This window comes from Rothia sp. 27098_8_161 (genome assembly GCF_041432905.1).
GTDB lineage: Bacteria > Actinomycetota > Actinomycetes > Actinomycetales > Micrococcaceae > Rothia.
Genome location: NZ_JAPWAL010000003.1, coordinates 39,602 through 60,481 on the forward strand (window position 1 = coordinate 39,602; position 20,880 = coordinate 60,481).

Here is a 20,880-nt window from a genome sequence, read left to right on the forward strand (position 1 = left end):
ACAGCTTCACCTTCACCGCCCATCCTCCAGCCCATACCTCCAGGAGATTCCCGTGGCAACCAAAGAATTTACGCACCTGCACGTGCACACCGAGTACTCGATGCTCGACGGTGCCGCGCGCCTGGGCGACTTGTTCACCCACGCTAAAGAACTCGGCATGAAGTCCATGGCGACCAGTGACCACGGCTTCCTCTTTGGTGCCTTCGACTTCTGGCGCCAGGCTAAAGCGCACGACATTAAGCCCATCATTGGTGTGGAGGCGTACCTGACCCCCGGCACGCACCGCACCGACCGTTCGCGTGTGCGCTGGGGCGACGGTTCCCGCGACGACGTCTCCGGCGGTGGCGCGTACACCCATATGACGATGTGGGCTGAAACCACCGAGGGTATGCACAACCTGTTCCGTGCCTCCTCGATTGCTTCGCTGGAAGGTCAGCTGTACAAGCCGCGTATGGACCGTGAGGTGCTGCAGACCTACTCGAAGGGTCTGATTGCGACCACCGGTTGCCCCTCCGGTGAGGTTCAGACGCGCCTGCGCCTGGGTCAGTTCGATGAGGCAGTCCAGGCGGCGAGCGAATTCCGCGATATTTTCGGCAAGGACAACTTCTACTGCGAGGTCATGGACCACGGCCTGGACATTGAACGCAACGTCCAGGAGGATCTGCACCGCCTCGCCAAGAAGCTGAACCTGCCCTTCGTCGCAACCAACGACCTGCACTATACCCGCCAGGAAGACAACACGGCTCACGCGGCGCTGCTGTGCGTGCAGTCCGGCTCGACCCTTACCGACCCCAAGCGCTTCAAGTTCGACGCGGATAACTTCTACCTGCGCTCGTCAGAAGAGATGTACGCCCTGTTCGGTGACATTCCCGGCGCGTGTGAGAACACCCTGGAAATCGCTGAACGCTGCAACGTGGAGTTCAATACCAAGGCGAATTACATGCCGAACTTCCCCGTGCCCGAGGGCGAAAACGAGGAATCCTGGTTCGTGAAGGAGGTCGAGAAGGGCCTGCACTACCGCTTTCCGCAGGGCGTTCCCGACGCTGTGCGCAAGCAGGCAGAGTACGAGGTGGGGGTTATTACCTCCATGGGCTTCCCGGGCTACTTCCTCGTGGTCGCAGACTTTATCAACTGGGCGAAGCGCAACGGTATTCGCGTGGGTCCCGGCCGTGGTTCCGGTGCAGGCTCCATGGTCGCGTACGCGATGCGTATTACCGACCTGAACCCGCTCGACCACGACCTGATTTTCGAGCGATTCCTCAACCCCGACCGTGTCTCCATGCCCGACTTCGATGTGGATTTTGACGATCGTCGCCGCGGCGAAGTTATCGACTACGTGACCGAAAAGTACGGTGAAGAGAAGGTCGCACAGATTGTCACCTTCGGCACCATTAAGGCGAAGCAGGCGCTCAAGGACGCCTCCCGCGTGATGGACCAGCCGTACTCGGTTGGCGAGCGCCTCACCAAGGCGATGCCGCCGGATGTCATGGGCAAGAACATCGCCCTAGCGAATGTGTACAACGAAGAGGATAAACGCTACGCCGAGGCGGCAGATTTGCGCGCCCTCATTGAGGACCCGGTCGATAAGATTTACGGCCAGGTATTCGAAACTGCGAAGGGCTTGGAGGGTCTGAAGCGCCAGTGGGGCGTGCACGCTGCGGGCGTGATCATGTCCAGCAAGGACCTCGTGGACGTGATCCCCGTGATGCGCCGCGAGGCCGACGGCCAGGTCATTACCCAGTTCGATTACCCCACCTGTGAGGGTCTGGGCCTGATTAAGATGGACTTCTTGGGTCTGCGTAACCTCACCATCATCTCTGATGCGGTGGAGAACATTAAGGCTAACCGAGGCATTGACCTGGACCTTGAGTCCCTCTCTCTGGATGACCCGGAATCGTACCGTCTGCTGGCGCGCGGCGACACTCTCGGCGTGTTTCAGCTCGATGGCGGCCCGATGCGCTCGCTGCTCAAGCTCATGGAGCCCGAGGAGTTCGAGCACATTTCGGCAGTGTTGGCGCTGTACCGTCCGGGCCCGATGGGTGCGAACTCGCACACCAATTATGCTCTGCGTAAGAACGGTAAGCAGGAGATTGAGCCGATCCACCCCGAGCTGGAAGAGCCGCTGAAGGATATTCTGGACACCACCTACGGCCTGATTGTGTATCAGGAACAGGTGATGGCGATTGCTCAGAAGGTTGCGAACTACACTCTGGGTGAGGCGGACTTGCTGCGCCGTGCGATGGGTAAGAAGAAGAAGGCGGAGCTGGATAAGCAGTACGCTACCTTCCACGACGGCATGATTTCTAACGGCTACTCTGAGGGAGCTATTAAGGCGCTCTGGGATATTCTGCTGCCGTTCTCCGACTACGCGTTCAACAAGGCACACACGGCTGCGTACGGTCTGGTGTCGTACTGGACGGCGTACCTGAAGGCGCATTACCCGCAGGAGTACATGGCTGCGCTGCTGACCAGCGTGGGCGACAACAAGGACAAGCTCGCGCTGTACCTGAATGAGTGCCGCGCCATGGGCATTACCGTGCTCGCACCGGACGTGAACGAGTCCACCCTGACCTTCGCCCCTGTCGGTGACGATATTCGCTTCGGTATGGGCGCAATCCGTAACGTGGGCGCGAACGTGGTCGAAGGTATGATTGCCGCCCGTGAAGAGAAGGGCCGATACGAGTCCTTCAACGACTTCCTGAAGAAGGTGCCGCTGCAGGTGTGCAATAAGCGCACCATTGAGTCGCTTATTAAGGCGGGCGCTTTCGACGATTTGGGCCATACGCGCCGTTCGCTGTCCCTCATTCACGAGGCGGCGGTGGACGCGGCCGTGGTGGTCAAGCGTAAGGAAGCGGCGGGTCAGTTCGACCTCTTCGGTTCCCTCGGCATGGATGATGCTCTGGGTGATGAGCTGACCGTGACCATCCCGGAGGTACCGGATTGGGAGCGCCGCGAGAAGCTGAACTTTGAGCGTGACATGCTGGGCCTGTACGTTTCGGACCACCCGCTGCGTGGCCTGGAGCGTGCGCTCTCGGATGCCGCAAACCATTCGGTGCACGATATCATCGGTGAAGATTCGCACGTGCGCGACGGTGAAACCGTTACCATTGCGGGTATGCTCACCGGCGTTTCGCGCCGTATCGCCAAGTCCAGCGGTAACCAGTACGCCTCCGTGGAGCTGGAAGACCCCTCGGGCGCAACCATTACGGTGATGTTTTTCTCCCGCGCCTACGAGACGATGGGCGCCGCCCTGGCGGACGACCTCATCTGCTCGATTCGTGGCCGCGTTCAGCGCCGCGATGACGGCAGTGTGAACATGAGCGCGCAGGAACTGCAGATCCTGGAAATCAGCGATGACGGCCGCGCCGCACCCATCACCATTATGGTACCCGAGTACCTGGTGACCGAGGTGAACTTGAAGGAGCTGAAGGAGACCCTGCGCGACCATAAGGGCACCGCGGATGTGCGCATGCTTGTGCGTACCCGCGATAAGGAGCAGCTGGTGCTGCTGGATCCGAGTGTGCGCGTGGAACCGAACCCGAGCCTCTTCGGTGAGATTAAGACAATTTTCGGCCCGAGTTGTATTCGACGCTAACGGTAGAAGGTCCCCGCGAGGGGTAAGACTCAGAGTGGATTCTATATGACAAGGTCCACTCTGAGCGTATATTCACCCAAAACATACGGTGTACCCGCTGTATATCACGGTAGAATAGGTATAAATATTCTTGAGCGCTGTATACTCGGGTGCTATCGCCCAGCCAAGGAGAAAAGAATGTACTGCCCCTATTGCAAGCACACCGACTCGCGCGTAGTGGATTCCCGCACCACCGATGATGGCGCCGCAATTCGCCGCCGCCGCCAGTGCACCTCCTGCGCTCGCCGTTTCACGACCGTTGAAACCACCACCATTTCGGTGATTAAGCGTTCCGGCGTGACCGAGCCCTTCGACCGTTCGAAGATTGCCGCCGGTGTGCGTAAGGCATGCCAGGGCCGCCCCGTGGGTGAGGACGATTTGGCAAAGCTCGCCCAGGAAGTTGAAGAGCTGATTCGTGCCCGCGGCCTGGCGGAGATTAACGCGCACGAGGTGGGTCTGACCATCCTGGAGCCGCTGTCGAAGTTGGATGCGGTCGCCTACCTGCGTTTTGCGAGTGTGTACCAGGCGTTTGAGAATCTTGAAGACTTTGAGGAGGCGATTGCGCGTCTGCGTGAGGACCGCATCGCCCAGTAACTTTTTAGCCCAGTAGCTAATGAGTTCAGCCGCTGCTATACGCGCGGTTGGCACACAGAAAGGGGCTGTTCCCGAGATAACTATCTCAGAAACAGCCCCTTTAGCTGTAGCTACACTTTACGCTTCGCCGCGGCGCTGACGCGGCCGCGGGTAAAACAGGAAGCAGCTCTTAAGCTTCGCCTCGACGCTTACGCTCAGGCAGCATACCGCCAGCCCATAGTGCCGCACCGACGATACCCGCGTTGTTACGCAGAGCAGCCATGACCATGGGGGTGCGGATGTGGTCCTCAAAGTAGGGCATGAACTTCTCCGGGTTCTTAGAGATGCCGCCGCCAATGATGAACAGGTCGGGGGAGAAGAGCATCTGAACATGGTCGAAGTAGCGGTACAGGCGCTTGCCGTACTTCTTCCAGGACAGGTCGTGCACCTCGCGGGCACGAGCGGAAGCCTGAGACTCGGCGTTGTGGCCATCCAGCTCCAGGTGGCCCAGTTCGGTGTTCGGGATCAAAACACCGTCATTGATGAGGGCGGAGCCAATGCCGGTGCCCAGGGTGATGACAGCGATTAGACCGTCACGGTTACGGCCCTGACCGTAGGTTGCCTCAGCCAGACCGGCTGCGTCAGCGTCGTTGAGACCGTAGACGGTGCGGCCGCCCAGTGCCTCGCTCATAACCTGCTCCAGGTCGGTGTTAATCCAGGAGTCATCTACGTTTGCTGCGGAGAAGACCATGCCGTTCTTCACTACTGCGGGGAAGTCGATGCCGACAGCGGACTCGGGATCCGGAGCCAGGTCACGGCCCTGCAACTCATCGACTACGCGGCGTACAACCTCAGCCACAGCGGCGGGGGTTGCGGGCTTGGGGGTGTCGATGCGGAAACGGTCCGAAACAAGGTCACCGGTGCGCAGGTCGACGATGCCGCCTTTAATACCGGTGCCTCCAATGTCCACACCAATCTGCAGGTCCTTGGGGGTAGGAGCGGGCAGGCCGTTGATGAGGCTGGGCTCAGCGTAGTTAGCCATAATTTCCTTTCTTTCCTTCGCCTGAGCGGAGAAACATATCTGCGCTATCGAGTAATAATGAATAGATGGTTCGCCAGGTTATCCCTAAAACTTAGATGTCTAAGACAACAACTTAGGGCAGGGTGAGGATGTCCGCGCCGTCAGCGGTCACCACGAGGGTGTGCTCGAATTGTGCGGTGCGCTTGCGGTCGCGGGTGACCACGGTCCAGTCGTCATCCCACAGGTCCCATTCGATGGTGCCGAGGGTCAGCATGGGCTCGATGGTGAAAATCATGCCCTCACGAATCTCAGTGTCGTAGGCGGGTGCCGCATCGTAGTGGGGGATGATGAGGCCCGAGTGGAACTCGCGACCCACACCGTGACCGGTGTAGTCGCGAACTACGCCGTAACCGAAACGTGCCGCATACTTCTCAATGACGCGACCAATCACGTTAATCTGGCGGCCCGGCTTCACAGCCTTAATCGCACGGTTCAGGGACTCTTCAGTGCGCTCAACCAGCAGGCGGGACTCTTCGTCCACGTTACCGATGAGCAGGGTCTTGTTGGTGTCACCGTGCATGCCGTCCAGGTATGCGGTGACGTCCAGATTGAGGATGTCGCCGTCCTCCAGCACGGTGGAGTCCGGGATGCCGTGGCAGATAACCTCATTCAGGGAGGTGCACACGGACTTGGGGTAGCCGCGGTAATCCACGGTGGAGGGGTACGCGCCGTGGTCGCAAATGTACTCGTGAACCAGCACGTCAATTTCGTCGGTGGTGGTGCCGGGTACGCAAATCTTGGAAGCTTCAACGATGGCGCCTGCCGCGATCTTGCCGGCGGCGCGAACCCGCTCAACTTCCTCGGGGGTGTACATGTTCGAGTCGTTACCCTCGTTGGCGGTGGGCTTACCCACGTACTCGGGGCGAACAATGTGCGAGGGGACCGGGCGCACGGGGGTGATGCGTCCGGCAGTCAGGCAACCGACGGGTGCTCGACCGGGCTCTGCGGGAAGATTATGCGAAGTATTCGTTTTGGTTGAAGACATAGTTTCATCTTACCGGGCGTGGGCGGGTTGTGTCCGTTGCCGGGGCTCTAAAAAGCGGCGGATACATAAGCCGTACCTTTTTCCCAGATTGTGAATAAAATTTCATGCAGCCTAGCGGCAAAACTGCGCGGAACGGAAGACAGGAGCGGAAGGCATGGGGCGGACGACCGTGGAAGAGGGGGGGAAGCGCCGTGAGAAGCTCCGCCTGCCTCATTGCCACGAACCGATGCGCGTGAGAAGCTAGAAACACCAACCCCTCACCGTCAAAGGAGAACCCGTGAGCGAGACGAAAAACCGCCTGAGCGACGCAATCGTTTCGGCGGTCGAAAAGACCCTAAACTCCGCGACCGAAGCCACCAGCCCGCACCCCGAAGAGTACTGGTACAACCTGTCCACCGGCGAGGTGGAACGCGGCCAGCAGAGCGCCGTCACCTCCCTGTGGGGCCCCTTCAAAACCTACGAGGAGGCGGCACATGCCATGGACCGCACCCGTGAACGCAACGACGCCTGGGAAAAGGACGGCGGCTGGCTCTAAAGAACGAGCACCCTCAGCCTTACTCACTTGCTCAAGGGGCACGCCGACCAATAGACATAAAACGTGAGACGCGAAGACCCCCGCACCCGGAGCACCGGATACGGGGGTCTTTCTTCTCAAGCTTTTTCTTAAGCTAAAGCCTATTCAAAGGTGTGTTCAGCCGCCGGGAACTCACCCGAACGAACCTGCTCACGATAAGCACGCGCAGCGTCCTCCATGACCTGGCCAACCTGCGCAAACTGCTTCACAAAACGCGGCACGCGACCGGAGCGAACACCCATCATATCCTGCCACACCAGCACCTGACCGGTTGTCACATTCGAGGCACCAATACCAATAGTCGGCACAGCGCCCACAGCTTCATCAACCAGCTGCGCGGTCTGGGCGGTTACCATCTCCATGAGCACGCAGAATGTACCAGCCTCAGCCAGCGCCACCGCATCCTCACGAACACGCTCAGACGCATCGCCGCGGCCCTGCACACGGAAACCACCCAGAGCATGCTCCGACTGCGGAGTGAAACCAACATGAGCCACCACCGGAATACCGGTATGAACCAGGGCACGAACCCACTCAGTCATCGAAGCATCCGCCTCAATCTTGACCGCGTGCGCGCCACCCTCCTTCATCAGGCGAACAGCGCTCGCCACCGCCTGCTGCGGAGACTGCTCATAAGAACCAAACGGCAGATCAGCAACCACCATGGCACGGGAAGCACCGCGAGAAACCGCCGCCACCAGCGGAATCATTTCGTCCAGAGTAATGGTCAGGGTCGATTCGTATCCGAGCACCACATTCGCCGCAGAATCGCCAACCAGCAGCATGTCGATGCCGGCATGGTCAAAAATCTCTGCCGTCAGGGCGTCGTAGCAGGTCAGCATGGAGAACTTCTGCCCGGTAGCCTTAGCCTGCGCCAGGTGAACGGTACGCACCTTCTTGATGGTGTCCAGGTCAAAAGGCTTCGATGTGCTAGCAGCAGCGGGAACAGCCGCTGAGGTAGCGGCAGGCTGTGCCGCGTAAGGCGAAGAGATCTCGGAAGAACGCTCAGTAGTCATGCTGACTATTCTAACCCTGCACGGCTCCAACCTGGTGTACCGCTCGCCCCGAACCTAGTTCCAGATGAGGTTAATGTAGTAGGTCGGGAATGATGCAGCAGCGTTCTTATTCATCAGCTCCGGAATAGCGGAAGAAGCATCACTAAACTCACGCGGCAAATCGCGCTGAATAAGCGCCTGCTGCACCAGCGCATCCCAATACAGCTGCGTAATCGAATAGGTGCAGACTTCCTTCACGACGTCCTCCGCGTAGGACTCCCACGCCGTCTTTGCCGCATCATTAGAGCCGAAGAAACCCTCGTAGCCGCCAGACAGACCCGTATCGCAGGCGCTCACCGCGTTCTTCGCGTACTGCAACCAGTAGCTGCGGCTCAACTCATCGGTAGTGTTGAAAGTAAATGCCTCATAGTCTGCCTTCAGCAGGGCGTAAGACGCCTGAACAGAACCGGCAAGCGGGGCGTGCGAAGAGAAGACAATAACGTCCAGAAGAGCAGCGATGTACTCCATCTGCACCTTCTCATACGCAATACCGGACGGCTGAACCGGACCAGAATGTATCTGCACCAGCGCCTCCACCGAGTTCAGGAAACGCTCAATGTCGGCGGTCGCCTTCACCATCAGATTCAGCAGACGCTGAACACACTGATAATCCTCAGCAATCTGCGAGAACAAACCGTAGGACAGGATGCCGCGCTGCGAAGCCGCCGCTACCAGAATCTGGCTCGTCAACCGCTGGCTCTCCGCCTCAGCCTTCGCAACAGTCAACAGCAGGGCACCGCAATACGCCAGGGCGCGACCATCCACCAGCTGGGGCTGCTGCTGATGTAATGGCAGAAGACGCTCATGAAGCTGACGGAAAATCGCACTCTGCGTCAGAGCCTTCTTGCCCCGCTCCTCAGTCTTCAACAGCACGGTGTCTGCCGAGAAATCACGCGGAACAAAACGGCGCGCATCCTCAGCGGTAAACGGCGAATAGGGGCGACCCATCACCGGCTGCAACAGCGACATCGTGGTAAACAGCGAAAAACGAGCCGCCACCGGCCCCAGCGAATCCGGGTAGTTCGGCGCATCCGGCGCATTGACACGCTCCGTGCACAGAGTCAGCCAGGTCTGCTCCACCGCCCGATCAGAAGTAATGCCAGCACCCATACCCAGGATGCTCTCACCGAACGCCTCCGACGGAAGCTTACCGGGGTTCATGACACGCGCCTGCATGAGCGCCACAGCCAGCTCCACCGTATAGTTCGTGCGGCGCTTCTTACCCGCCTCGTCAAGGTTCTGGAACGGACGCACGCCTGCAATCTTCTGACCGCACGCCAGCGTATGCAGCTCCTTGCTCATCGCAAACTGCTGTGGGTTACGCTGCATCATCTTCGACACTTCGTAGGCGCTCTTATGGTTCAGCTTCTCACGGCGCTGAGCACCCTCAGCGGACAGCGCATCATACTTGCCGCGGCTTGCGTGAACATACCAGGCACGAAGTACCTGAAGCGGCAGGAAGAAGAAAGTGTACTTCCACGACCAACTAAAAATAATGACCGGAATAGCCGCGCTCGAACCCAAACGGCCCGTGTAACCGGTCCAGATGAACTCCACAAACGCACCAATCAGCGCCCACGACGCCAAAGTGCGAATCCTAAACGCCACACGGGAGGGGCGGTCCAGCAGGTAGGTCGTGCCGCCAGACTTGTTGTTCTTCATGACTGTCGGGCCAAAGACCGCAACCACAAAAAGGCAGACTAGGTACAACACCAAGAAAACAATGGGAGCGGCAATAAGTAGTAGCCACTCTAAACCGGTAGGGTCGGCAGCAACCATGCTGGTCGCCAGCGGAAGCTGCGCTAATGGAAACTGCGCCAACGGAAACTGCACAGTCGAGGGAAGAATAATGGAATGTGGCATACTCCCATTATCGCAAGGCGACACCGCTCCCCGTCCCGCGAACCCGTCATGTGCTGGGTATCTGAACAAAACCCACACCGCAGAAAAAGTGGGGGAGTGCCCCTCCTAGTATCGCCCAGAATCTGAGCTGCCGTGGCGCAGGAACAAGAATTTACACAAACGAAACCTCTCACCCGCCCGCCACACAGCAGAACCCGATAGGCTAGATAACAACAGGACATACGCCGGGGCAAGGAAGCGCCAGCACCGCTGGCACGTAACCCGGCGGAACCCCTGGAATCCCAAGGGATATGCAGGGCTTTCCGCACCACGGCAGTAAAATTTAGCGCGCCTCCGCCACCCGCAGACGGGTACCACGCGGATGCGCGCCCGCACCGAGAGGGCAACTCATGGACCGCCAACAGGAATTCGTACTGCGCACCATCGAAGAGCGCGACATCCGCTTCATCCGCCTCTGGTTTACCGACGTGGTCGGCACCCTCAAATCCGTTGCGCTCGCACCGGCTGAAGTAGAAAGCGCCTTCGATGAGGGCTTGGGCTTTGACGGCTCCTCGATTGAGGGTTTCTCCCGCATCTACGAATCCGACATGCTGCTGCAACCGGACCCCTCCACCTTCCAGATTCTGCCCTGGCGCGGCGAGGAAGACTACACCTCCCGCATGTTCTGTGACGTGCTTACCCCCGACGGTGAAGTCAGCGCCTCCGACACCCGCGGTGTGCTCAAGCGTGTGCTCAATAAGGCAGCGGAGATGGGCTTTACCTGCTACACCTCGCCCGAAATTGAGTTCTACTTGCTCGAATCCTCCAAGCTCGGCGCTGACGGGTTCCCCGTGCCCGTGGACTACGAATCCTACTTCGACCACACCCCCGGCGGCATCGTGCAGGACTTCCGCCGCAAGGCAGTGACCATGCTGGAAGAAGTCGGCATCTCCGTCGAATTCAGCCACCACGAAACCGGCCCGGGTCAGAACGAAATCGATCTGCGCCACGCCGATGCCCTGCAGACCGCCGATAACGTCATGACCTTCCGTACCGTCATCAAGGAAGTCGCTTACTCACGCGGCATGTACGCAACCTTCATGCCCAAGCCCTTCACGAAGTACGCCGGTAGCGGCATGCACACCCACTTCTCCCTCTTCGAAGGCGACACCAACGCATTTTTCGAAGCGGGTGCCGAATACCAGCTGTCCAAGACCGCACGCCACTTCATCGCCGGTGTGCTCAAGCATGCCCCTGAATTCACCGCGGTCACCAACCAGTTCATCAACTCCTACAAGCGCCTCTGGGGCGGCGGCGAGGCTCCCTCCTACGTCTCCTGGGGCCATAACAACCGCTCTGCCCTCGTGCGTGTGCCCCTGTACAAGCCGAACAAGATGCAGTCCGCACGCATCGAGTACCGCGGTCTGGACTCGGCATCGAACCCGTACCTCGCCTACGCGGTGATTCTTGCCGCCGGTTTGAAAGGTATCGAGAACGAGTACCCGCTCATGCCCGCCGTGACCGAGGACCTGGCCGCCATGACCAACGCCGAACGCCGCGCTATGGGTTACAACCCGCTGCCTGCTTCCCTGCGTGAAGCCATCAACATTACTGAAGAATCCGAATTCATGGCGGAGGTTCTGGGTGAGCAGGTCTTCGAACAGTTCCTACGCAATAAGCGTGCCGACTGGGATCAGTACCAGGCTCAGGTGACCCCCTACGAGCTCAAGTACAACCTTGGAATCCTCTAGCGGTTGGATCCTCTCACCTCCTCGTACGGTGAGTGAGCGCTGACAGCCTCAGGGCGGTACCCGCCACCGGTAACGCACCGGCGGGTACCGCCTACAGATATATCCATTGCACCTATCAGCTTTACCGTTCACCGCTGTTTTTAGCGGCCAAAATTTATACTCCCCACCCCACGGACCTACTCCCTACCCGTAGTTCTCTACCCATGGTTCTCACGCTATGACTGACAGATCCCACTACCCGGCCACCGGGCTCATCCGCATGATCGACCCTGCCAAAGAACCCAAACCGCTGACTGACATCGCTGCCGACGCACTCGGCGACGAGCAGCGAGCCGAAGCCAAACGCAAAGCCCAGCTGCGCCTGCGCACCCGCATGATCGCCACCGGCTTCCACGACCCCTCCAAGGCAGAGCGCTGGCTCAACGCGCCTGAACTGCAGCACGTCTCGCAGGATGCGCTCTTTGCCGGGCTGCGCCTTGCCCCCTCACCGGATATTGCCCTGCCCGCCCTTGTGCGCCTCATTGAGAAGCATCCAGCGGTTGCTGAGCGCGCCAACTGCAGCGAAGAAGAATTCGGCATGTACCGCCTGCTCGGTGCGTCCCAGGCGATTGGCGATTTTCTCTACCGCCGCCCCGAGCACATTGACTCGCTCTTCGACACGCAGGTGTACCCGGCTGAGAGCGCGCTGATTCGCTCCCAGCACCCGGCGTCGATTCTGCCGGAAACCGATGGGGAATTCCTGACCCCCATCGCACCGCTGGACACCCCCTACCGCCGCGATATCCTTACCGCCCTCGGCGCCGACCCCCACGCGGAGCGTCCGCGCGCTGCCGTCGAGCAGACCGGCAAAGACGGCTACGTGACCCTGCGCGTTGCCTACCGTGCCGCCCTGGCGCGTATCGCCCTCATTGATGTGTGCTGTGAAGACCCGGTTGAAATGATGCCCACCATCGGTCGTCACCTCGCTGATCTGGCTGCCGCCGCGCTGGAGGGCGCGCTCGCTATTGCACGCACGGAAGTTGCGGAGGGGCTGGGCCCTGGCTTGGCGGCTCCTCGCCGTGGCGAAGCCGTAAACGCCCTGGACTTGGCGATTATCGGCATGGGTAAGTGCGGTGCCCGCGAGCTGAACTACATCTCTGACGTTGACGTGGTGTACGTGGTTGCGCCCGTGGAACCCGCCGCCACGCCCAATACCGGGGCGGAGGGGGAGAGTGCCCCGCTCAAGCTCACAGAGAACGAATGTTCCACCATCGGCACGGAACTCGTGCACGCCCTCACCCGCGCCATCATGGGCCCCGCGCCCGAACCCGCCCTCTGGGAAGTCGACGCGAACCTGCGCCCCGAGGGTAAAGACGGCCCGCTCGTTCGCACCGTCGAATCCTACGTTCAGTACTACAAACGCTGGGCCGAAAACTGGGAGTTTCAGGCGCTGCTCAAGGCACGCCCCATCGCCGGTTCGGCGCAGCTGGGAGCCCGCTACGCCCGCGCAATCGACCCCTTTGTGTGGGAGTCCGCCGCCCGTGAATCCTTCGTGGAATCCGTGCAGGCGATGCGTGCCCGCGTGACCGACAACATTCCCATACACCAGGTGGGCCGTCAGATTAAGCTGGGCCCGGGTGGTCTGCGCGATATTGAGTTCACCGTGCAGCTGCTACAGCTCGTGCACGGTCGAACCGACCCCGCCGTGCGCACCAAGTCCACCGTGGATTCCCTGGCGGCGCTGACCGCTGTTAGCTACATTAGCCGCACTGACGCCGAAACGTTCAGCCGCGACTACAAGAAGCTACGCGTGCTGGAGCATCGCATCCAGCTGCAGCAGTTGCGTCGCACCCACCTGATGCCCGAGAAGGACGCCGAACAGCGTGCCCTGGCTCGTTCAATCCTGTCCCCGGAACGCAATGGCACGCTCTCCGCTGAACAGATGCTGAAAGCTTGGCAGAAAATTAAACGGAATGTCCGTTCTCTGCATGAGCGAATCTTTTTCCGCCCGCTACTCGCCGCTGTCTCCACGCTCAGCCGCGACGAAGTGGTTCTCAGCGAACAGGCAGCACAGGACCGTCTTGCAGCCCTCGGCTACCGCGACCCGCGCGGCGCTATGCGCCACATCAAGGCACTCACCACGGGACTTTCCCGCAGTGCAGATATCCAGCGTCACCTCATGCCCGTGCTGCTGGGCTGGTTCGCCTGCGGCGTGGACGCGGACGCCGGCCTGCTCGGATTTCGCATCGTCTCCGAATCACTCGGCAGCACCAGCTGGTACCTGCGTATGCTCCGTGACTCACCCGCAGCTGCTGAACGCCTCAGTCAGCTGCTCTCCAGCTCGCGCCTTATGACCGACCTGCTGGAGGACGCCTCCGCCTCTATTGCCTGGCTGGATAAGGTAGCAGACCTCAAGCCGCTGGGGGAGGAAGCGCTCGCTTCTGAGGTGTCTTCTTTGCTGGCTCGTCACGCCGATGCGGTCGAGGCAATGCGCGCCGTGCGTTATATGCGTCGGCGTGAGACTCTGCGCACTGCCATGGGGTGGACTCTGGGCATCGTTGACATTGAGGATACCTGCGCCGGTCTTGCTGCCATTGATGAGTGTACGATTGGCGCGGCGTTGCAGATTGCCCTGCGTGAGCTTCAGGTCACCCCGGAAGGCTCTGAGTCAGCGGAGGAAACTGTGGGGGAGAAGCTGCTCACCCGCATCGCCGTCATCGGTCTGGGCCGCCTCGGCGGCGCCGAGAACGGCTTCGGCTCCGATGCGGACGTCATGTTCGTCCACGAACCCCTCGAGGGGGTCGACGAAGACGCCGCGCAGGAACAGGCGGCACGCATCGTCAACCGTACCCTGGCGCTCCTCAAGCAGCCGGTGAAGCCCGCCATTCGCGCCGAACGGCCCCTCGAAGTGGACGCCGACCTGCGCCCCGAAGGCAAGCAGGGCGCTATTGTGCGCTCGCTGGACTCCTATCGTTCCTACTACGAACGCTGGGCGGAAACCTGGGAATTCCAGGCGCTCACCCGCGCCCGCCCCATCGCCGGCGACAAGGAGCTCGGACGTGTCTTCGTGGAGCTCATCGACCCGTACCGCTACCCGGCAGCTTTCGCGCCCGAACAGGTGCAGCAGATTCGCCGCATGAAGGCGCGCGTCGAGAACGAACGCATGCCGCACGGTGCCGACCGCACCCGCCAGCTCAAGCTCGGCCGCGGCGGCCTCTCCGATGTGGAATGGCTGGTACAGCTCGTGCAGCTGCGCCACGCGCACGCCGTGCCGGGGCTACGCACCACCTCCACGCTGTCAGCATTGAATGCGGCAGTTGAGGCGGGACTCATTGAGAGTGCGGATGCGGATATTCTTAGCGGCGCTTGGCTGCTAGTCACGAAGATTCGCGGCGGCAACGTGCTGCGCGGCGTGCGCCAATCCGACATCCTGCCCTCAGGACGTGCCGACCTGGAGGCGATCGCCCGCTGGTGCGGATACCCCGCCGGCAGCGCACGCGCCCTCGAAGAGGACTACCTGCGTCAAACCCGCAACGCCCGCAAGGTCTACGAACGCCTCTTCTTCGAGGAGTTCTAGAAAGATTCCATAAAAATATGAGCCTGGCGTTTTCGCCGGTGCGAATTTCCGGTGCGGATTTCATAGGGGAGGGGTAGGGAACATGGTTCCCCGCCTCTCCTTTTCTTCGTTCTCTTTTGAAAAATTTTGTGGACGTTCAGCGGACATCATGTGCCCGCCGCTAACCTCGCGGGACTAGTAACCACCCCAAAACTTCTAAAATGTGACTGGCACCATGAAAATAAATTTTGATTGCACTCCTCAAAAACGAAGCGAAACACCCCATTCTGCCCCGGAAACATGCGGAATACGGGGTAATCTACAAAGGATTTGGCAAACACTCAAAAACCCCGTATAGTATTTACCTGTCAGCACGACGGAGGGAAAAACTCCTCGGAATGATTCAAAATGAATAAGCTGATATGCGGTTGTAGCTCAGTTGGTAGAGCACCACCTTGCCAAGGTGGATGTCGCGAGTTCAAGTCTCGTCAACCGCTCGTAAGGACTCCAAGAGTTCGAACGCGTTCCCTTGTGGAGCGTATGCGGTGAGGTGGTCGAGTGGTTAGGCAGCGGCCTGCAAAGCCGTGTACGCGGGTTCGAATCCCGTCCTCACCTCGCAACAAAACAATTGTTTTGTGAGCGCGATTGGCGCAGCGGTAGCGCGCTTCCCTGACACGGAAGAGGTCACTGGTTCGATCCCAGTATCGCGCACAGATAAAAGCCCTTAGCTTTCGAGCTAAGGGCTTTTGTGTTTAATTTTTTGGTTGAGGAGGGGCGGTGTTGCTCCGTTGCCCTGTGTATGTTCTGGAGGCGGTGCTGCGTATATTTCCTCCGTGGTGTCGCAGGGAACCTGCCCTCGCCTCACTTCGCGTACCCAAGCCCTGCACATGCGGAACCGAGGCTAAGTGTTTTACTTACGAGGCGGAGGGGCGGTGTCCTCCGTCGTGACATCAGGGTGCCGCCCCGGGCTCTCTCCACCGCGACGTAAGGAAGAGCGGAGAGCGTCCGGGGCGGCGGGCGCCCCTGTAGGAGCGAGGACGAACACCGCCTGTCCGCAACTAAACCGTATTCCCGGAATTAGTGCTTGATAGCGTTCAACGCCTCACGCTGAGCCTTCGCAATGCGCTTCTCAGACACCGTGTAGGCGGTGCCAAGCTCCTGGGCGAAGAAGCTGACACGCAGCTCCTCAATCATCCAGTTCACGCGGCGGAGCGCATCCGGCACGATGGTGCCTGTCGGTAGCGACTTAACTGCGTTATCGTAGGAGTCTTCCAGATCCTGCACAGTGAGCATGAGCTGGTTGTCGCGGTGCAGGTTCGGGCCGAGCTTCGTCAGGCGCACCTGGGCGGCCTTGAGGTAGCGGGGGATGTGAACCAGCTGGTCGTAGCCGGTCTTCGCCACGAATCCGGTGTAGACCAGGTTCTCCATCTGTGCCTTCACGTCGGAGACGGCGTGCATGGTCGTCAGCGAGGTTGCCTTCTTGATTGCCTTCTTCAGCGCGGTGGTCTCGGAGAGGATTTCGGCGACGAGCTTGGTGACGTCGAAAACCGTCTCGATGAGTTCGGCACGCACGTGCTCGTAGAGTTCGCTGTATTCGGCGTGCGTGAAGATGGGGGTGTGCGGCACGAGATGGTCGAGTGCCGCGACGGTGCAGTCGCGAATGAGTTCGTTGATGGAGCCGTGCGGGTTCTGTGTGAAGACGATTTTCTCCTTGTGGGAGAGGTGTTCGCTCACGTAGCGTACGGGTGAGGGCACCTGCAGTTGGAGCAGGCGGATGATGCCGCGGCGCTGGGCGTGGAGCTGTTCGGCTTCGGTGGGGAAGATGCGCAGGCCTACGCTGGTTTCTTCGTCGACGAGGGCGGGGTAGCCGTTGACCGCTTGGGTGGCGATGATGCGCTGTACCTTGCGGGGAATCTCTCCGTTGGGGAAGAGGTCGGCGGGGAATTCGGTGAGGCCGCTGATTTCGCGTACCTGCGAGCCGTGTGCGTCAGCTGCCTGAGCGGTGGTGCTACCCTGAGCATTCTTCGCGCCCTTCTTGGCAGAAGCCGCGGAAGTACCTGAGCCACCCGAGCCGCCCTGGGCGAGCGCCACCATTTTTGCCATGGTGTCGTCGGATGCGCCGAGCGAGTCGGCGAGGGCGCCGCGAATCTCCTTGTGGAGCTGTTGCTGCAGGGCGCGTAGGTCCTTGCCTTCGCCCAGGATTTTGTTGCGTGCGTTGCGCACCTGGAATCCCATTTTCAGGTGTTCGGGCACGGCGTCCCAGTTGAAGGCTTCGGGCTCGACAACGACGCCGCGCAGGCGGCGTAGTACGAGTGCCAGGGAGGGGACGAGTTCGTCGGTGGCGGGGGAGTAGTCCTCTTCCAGAGCGGCGCAGGCGGCGCGTGCCACGTCGGGCGCGGGCACGAAGTTGCGTCGGATCGCCTTGGGGAGCGATTTGATGAGCGCGGTAACGAGTTCGTGGCGCAGGCCGGGGATTTGCCAGCGGAACGGTTCGGGGCTCAGCTGGTTGAGGAACAGGATGGGTACCTGGACTGCTACGCCGTCGCGCTTGGCGGCGTCGGTGCGTGCGCCTCCGATGCCGGCGGTGGGGGCGTATTCGTAGCGCAGGTCGAGGGTCAGTTCGCCGCTGTCGGTGCGCTGCACCCACTGACGGGGGAACTGGGAGTCGTCGTAGTCGGCGGCCTCCTCGTTGATGAGCTTTTCGGGGTTGAAGTCCAGGTAGTTGTCGTCTTCGAGACGTGCCTGCTTCCACCACTTATCGAAGGCGCGAACGTCCGTCACGTGGGCGGGGATGCGTGCGTCGTAGAAGGCGAAGAGTACGGAGTCATCCACGCGCAGATCGCGGCGGCGCAGGCGCGCCTCAAGTTCTTCGACTTCGGCGAGGGCGCGCTGGTTGCGCAGGTAGAACTTGTGCTGGGTGTGCCATTGGCCTTCGACGAGGGCGGACTGGATGAACAGTTCGCGGGCTGCGGCGGCGTCTACGCGAGCGTACTGCACGGGGCGGTCGGCGTAGATGGTCAGGCCGAAGAGGGTGCCCTTGGCATAGGCAACTGCCGCGCCGGAGCTAAGCGACCAGTGCGGTTCGGAGTATTGCACGCTGATGAGGTGCTTGCCGATTTCTTCGATCCACTGCGGGTCGATGGAGGCGTTGGTGCGTGCCCACAGGCGGGAGGTTTCGACGAGTTCGGCGGAGAGCACCCAGTCGGGGCTCTTTTTGAACAGGCCGGAGCCGGGGAAGATGGCGAACTTGGTGCCGCGTGCGCCGAGATATTCGCGGGGGCCGCGGTTGCGTCCCTTGGAGTCCTTTTCGCGTTCTTCCTTCACGCCCACGTGCGAGAGCAGGCCGGAGAGCAGGCTCTTGTGGATGTCGATTTCATGGGCAGAAGCGTTGATGTCCCTGCCGCTGCTGGCGTGAATGTTGGCAGTGCGTCCCATTTCGCGTAGCTGGGCGAATAGGTCCTGCCATTCGCGGATGCGCAGGTAGTTGATGTATTCGCGGTGGCACAATTTGCGCAGTTGCGAGGAGGACAGCGCCGCCTGCTGCTCGTTGATGTAGTCCCAGAGCAACAGGAAGGATGAGAAGTCGGAGGTGTCGTCGACGAAGCGGGCGTGCATGGCGTCTGCTTCGGCGCGTACGTCGGCGGGGCGTTCGCGCGGGTCCTGGATGGTCAGGGCGGCGGCGAGCACCATCATTTCCTTGGCGCAGTTGCGGCGGCCGCCTTCGATAATCATGCGGGCCAGGCGCGGGTCCACGGGGAATGCCGCCATGGCTCGGCCGATGGCGGTGAGGGTTGCGCTCTTGCCGCGGCCCTTGCGGGGGGCGCGGGGGCGTTCGGTGAGCGCGCCGAGTTCGCGAAGTAGGTTCACGCCGTCGTTGATGGAGCGGGATGCGGGCGGCTGCACGAACGGGAAGCGGGAGATGTCGCCGGGTTCGCGGACCACGCCGATTGCGATCATCTGCAGGATGACGGCGGCGAGGTTGGTGCGCAGAATTTCGGGGTCGGTGAACTCGGGGCGCGAGTTGAAGTCTTCCTCGGAGTAGAGACGGATTGCGATGCCGTCGCTGACTCGGCCGCATCGGCCGGAACGCTGGTTGGCGCTGGCCTGCGAGATACGTTCGATGGGCAGGCGCTGAACCTTGGTGCGTGCAGAGTATCGGGAGATGCGTGCGGTGCCGGTGTCGATGACGTACTTGATGCCGGGCACGGTCAGCGAGGTTTCGGCAACGTTCGTGGCGAGCACGATGCGCGGGCGCGATCCGGGGGAGAACACGCGGTGCTGTTCGGCGAGCGAGAGACGCGCGTATAGGGGCAGCACTTCGTAGTTCAGGCGCGGGGACTTGGCGACCATTGCCTCGATGGCGTCCTTGGCGTCGCGGATTTCGCGTTCACCGGAGAAGAAGATGAGGATGTCGCCGGGGGCTTCCTTGGACAGCTCTTTGATGGCGTCGAGGACGCCGTCGGTGGGGTCGTGGTCGTCTTCAATTTCGTCGTCGCCGAGGTAGTCTTCCTCATCGAGCGGGCGGTAGCGGATTTCCACGGGGTAGGTTCGGCCAGACACCTCAATGATGGGTGGCGCGTCGTCGGGCAGGATTGCTTCGGCGATTTCGCGTTCTTCGGCGCTGAGGTTTTCGTCGACGATGCCCTTGCCCGGCACGTAGCTCGGTGAGAAGTGGCGCGCGAAACGCTCCGGGTCGATGGTCGCGGAGGTGATGATGACCTTCAGATCCGGGCGCTGCGGCAGGATGCGCTTGATGTAGCCGAGGATGAAGTCAATGTTCAGGCTACGTTCGTGCGCCTCGTCAATGATGAGGGTGGAGTAGCGGCGCAGCAGCTTGTCGTTCTGAATTTCGGCGAGCAGAATGCCGTCGGTCATGAGCTTGATAGCGCTGTGTTCGCCCACTTCGGAGGTGAATCGCACCTGGTAGCCGACGGTTTTGCCGATTTTCTGGCCTAGTTCTTCGGCGATGCGTTCGGCGACGGAGCGTGCGGCGAGTCGGCGCGGCTGGGTGTGGCCGATGAGGCCTTTAGCGCCCAGGCCCAGGTCGAGGCACATTTTAGGAATCTGGGTGGTTTTACCGGAGCCTGTCTCACCCGCGATGATGACGACCTGGTTGTCGTGGATCGCGTTCATGATGTCTTCACGGCGTTCGCTGACGGGCAGCTCTTCGGGGTAGGTGATGACCTCGGGGATGAGCGGCTCGTAGCGGCGCGGTGCCGGGTGCTTTTGCTGGTTGCCCTTGTTGTCGCCCTGCGCACCGCCCTGCTTGCGGGTGCGGTTGTTGCCGCCTCCGCGTCGGTTGGAGCGGGAGGTGTTGGAGTTGCGTTCGGAGGCGCTGCGGGAGGAGTTCTTGCGGTCTGCGTTACTCTTCTGGGCGCCGTTTTTGACCGCGTTGTTCTCAGTAGTTTTATCTGCGGTCTTGCCCGCGGCTTTTTCAGCGGTTTTTTCGGAGGATCGTATCTTTGCCGCGTGGATTGCTGCTGCCATGCTCGCCATGGTGGGGGCGATGCGGGGGGCCTTAGAAGTAGAAGTATCTGCGTGTTTCTTCGTGGATTTCTGCTCAGACATATCTTATCCAGTGTACTCGCCTTGCCCGCGGTGGGCTTGGGGTGTGCTTTGTTTGTCATATTTGGGTTTGTTCGCGGGAACCCCGGGTGGGGAGCGGTGGAATCATGACCCTAAAAAGACTAATTAAGATATAATAAATGACATCAAATGCCATCTAAGAAACTTATAATTATTTATCTGAATTTTATGCACTATAGATGCGAATTAACTGCGCTTCTTAACTTTTTTTCGATAGTTTCGTTCAACTGCTACAGTGGTGAATAACACAGTAACGAAGGAGTG

The 20,880-nt window shown here is 60.5% G+C and carries 10 protein-coding genes and 3 tRNA genes; 8 read left to right on the forward strand and 5 right to left on the reverse strand.

Translation table 11 applies throughout. The annotated features are described in order from the left end of the window. The first annotated feature begins 52 nt into the window (after positions 1-52). Both dnaE and nrdR read left to right on the forward strand, forming a co-directional pair. Complete coding sequence (gene dnaE, locus O3648_RS01800; protein ID WP_371568053.1) at positions 53-3,595, forward strand: DNA polymerase III subunit alpha; 3,543 nt, start codon at positions 53-55, stop codon at positions 3,593-3,595. Between the two features lie 177 nt (positions 3,596-3,772). After that, positions 3,773-4,228 carry a transcriptional regulator NrdR gene (gene nrdR, locus O3648_RS01805; RefSeq protein WP_005506525.1) on the forward strand — a complete coding sequence of 152 codons (456 nt, stop codon included), beginning with the start codon at positions 3,773-3,775 and terminating at the stop codon, positions 4,226-4,228. Positions 4,229-4,397: 169 nt separating this feature from the next. Here the strand turns inward: nrdR and ppgK are convergent, their stop codons facing one another. After that, the gene (gene ppgK, locus O3648_RS01810; RefSeq protein ID WP_279740482.1) at positions 4,398-5,249 is read right to left on the reverse strand and encodes a polyphosphate--glucose phosphotransferase; all 852 of its coding nucleotides are present in this window, start codon (positions 5,247-5,249) and stop codon (positions 4,398-4,400) included. 112 nt (positions 5,250-5,361) lie between these two features. Further along, positions 5,362-6,273 (reverse strand): type I methionyl aminopeptidase, encoded by a 912-nt coding sequence (gene map / locus O3648_RS01815; RefSeq protein ID WP_279740483.1) that lies wholly within the window; start codon positions 6,271-6,273, stop codon positions 5,362-5,364. A 277-nt stretch (positions 6,274-6,550) separates the two neighbouring features. On the opposite strand from map, the gene O3648_RS01820 reads away from it, so the two are divergent. Continuing rightward, the gene (locus O3648_RS01820) at positions 6,551-6,808 is read left to right on the forward strand and encodes a hypothetical protein (RefSeq protein WP_348539259.1); all 258 of its coding nucleotides are present in this window, start codon (positions 6,551-6,553) and stop codon (positions 6,806-6,808) included. 140 nt (positions 6,809-6,948) lie between these two features. On the opposite strand, the gene panB is transcribed toward O3648_RS01820, so the two are convergent. After that, complete coding sequence (gene panB / locus O3648_RS01825) at positions 6,949-7,863, reverse strand: 3-methyl-2-oxobutanoate hydroxymethyltransferase (RefSeq protein WP_371568057.1); 915 nt, start codon at positions 7,861-7,863, stop codon at positions 6,949-6,951. Between the two features lie 54 nt (positions 7,864-7,917). Next, on the reverse strand, positions 7,918-9,765 hold the full coding sequence (locus O3648_RS01830; RefSeq protein WP_371568060.1) for a geranylgeranyl pyrophosphate synthase: 1,848 nt from the start codon (positions 9,763-9,765) through the stop codon (positions 7,918-7,920). Positions 9,766-10,154: 389 nt separating this feature from the next. Between O3648_RS01830 and glnA the strand changes: the two genes are divergently transcribed. From glnA to O3648_RS01855, 5 genes are all read left to right on the forward strand, one after another. Further along, the gene (gene glnA / locus O3648_RS01835) at positions 10,155-11,495 is read left to right on the forward strand and encodes a type I glutamate--ammonia ligase (RefSeq protein ID WP_279740488.1); all 1,341 of its coding nucleotides are present in this window, start codon (positions 10,155-10,157) and stop codon (positions 11,493-11,495) included. 217 nt (positions 11,496-11,712) lie between these two features. Beyond that, positions 11,713-15,051 (forward strand): bifunctional [glutamine synthetase] adenylyltransferase/[glutamine synthetase]-adenylyl-L-tyrosine phosphorylase, encoded by a 3,339-nt coding sequence (locus O3648_RS01840; protein ID WP_371568062.1) that lies wholly within the window; start codon positions 11,713-11,715, stop codon positions 15,049-15,051. A gap of 403 nt (positions 15,052-15,454) precedes the next feature. After that, positions 15,455-15,527, forward strand: a tRNA-Gly gene (locus tag O3648_RS01845). A 47-nt stretch (positions 15,528-15,574) separates the two neighbouring features. Next, positions 15,575-15,645: transfer RNA gene (locus O3648_RS01850), tRNA-Cys, on the forward strand. A gap of 24 nt (positions 15,646-15,669) precedes the next feature. Beyond that, positions 15,670-15,741 (forward strand) — tRNA-Val (locus tag O3648_RS01855). A gap of 366 nt (positions 15,742-16,107) precedes the next feature. On the opposite strand, the gene hrpA is transcribed toward O3648_RS01855, so the two are convergent. After that, on the reverse strand, positions 16,108-20,598 hold the full coding sequence (hrpA, locus tag O3648_RS01860; RefSeq protein WP_371568063.1) for an ATP-dependent RNA helicase HrpA: 4,491 nt from the start codon (positions 20,596-20,598) through the stop codon (positions 16,108-16,110). Between the last annotated feature and the right edge of the window lie 282 nt (positions 20,599-20,880).

Bases quoted from the DNA above. Each gene is read 5' to 3' on its own strand.
- nrdR (WP_005506525.1), top strand. From the start codon at position 3,773: ATGTACTGCCCCTATTGCAAGCACACCGACTCGCGCGTAGTGGATTCC.
- ppgK (WP_279740482.1), bottom strand. From the start codon at position 5,249: ATGGCTAACTACGCTGAGCCCAGCCTCATCAACGGCCTGCCCGCTCCT.
- map (WP_279740483.1), bottom strand. From the start codon at position 6,273: ATGTCTTCAACCAAAACGAATACTTCGCATAATCTTCCCGCAGAGCCC.
- panB (WP_371568057.1), bottom strand. From the start codon at position 7,863: ATGACTACTGAGCGTTCTTCCGAGATCTCTTCGCCTTACGCGGCACAG.
- O3648_RS01830 (WP_371568060.1), bottom strand. From the start codon at position 9,765: ATGCCACATTCCATTATTCTTCCCTCGACTGTGCAGTTTCCGTTGGCG.
- glnA (WP_279740488.1), top strand. From the start codon at position 10,155: ATGGACCGCCAACAGGAATTCGTACTGCGCACCATCGAAGAGCGCGAC.
- O3648_RS01840 (WP_371568062.1), top strand. From the start codon at position 11,713: ATGACTGACAGATCCCACTACCCGGCCACCGGGCTCATCCGCATGATC.
- hrpA (WP_371568063.1), bottom strand. From the start codon at position 20,598: ATGTCTGAGCAGAAATCCACGAAGAAACACGCAGATACTTCTACTTCT.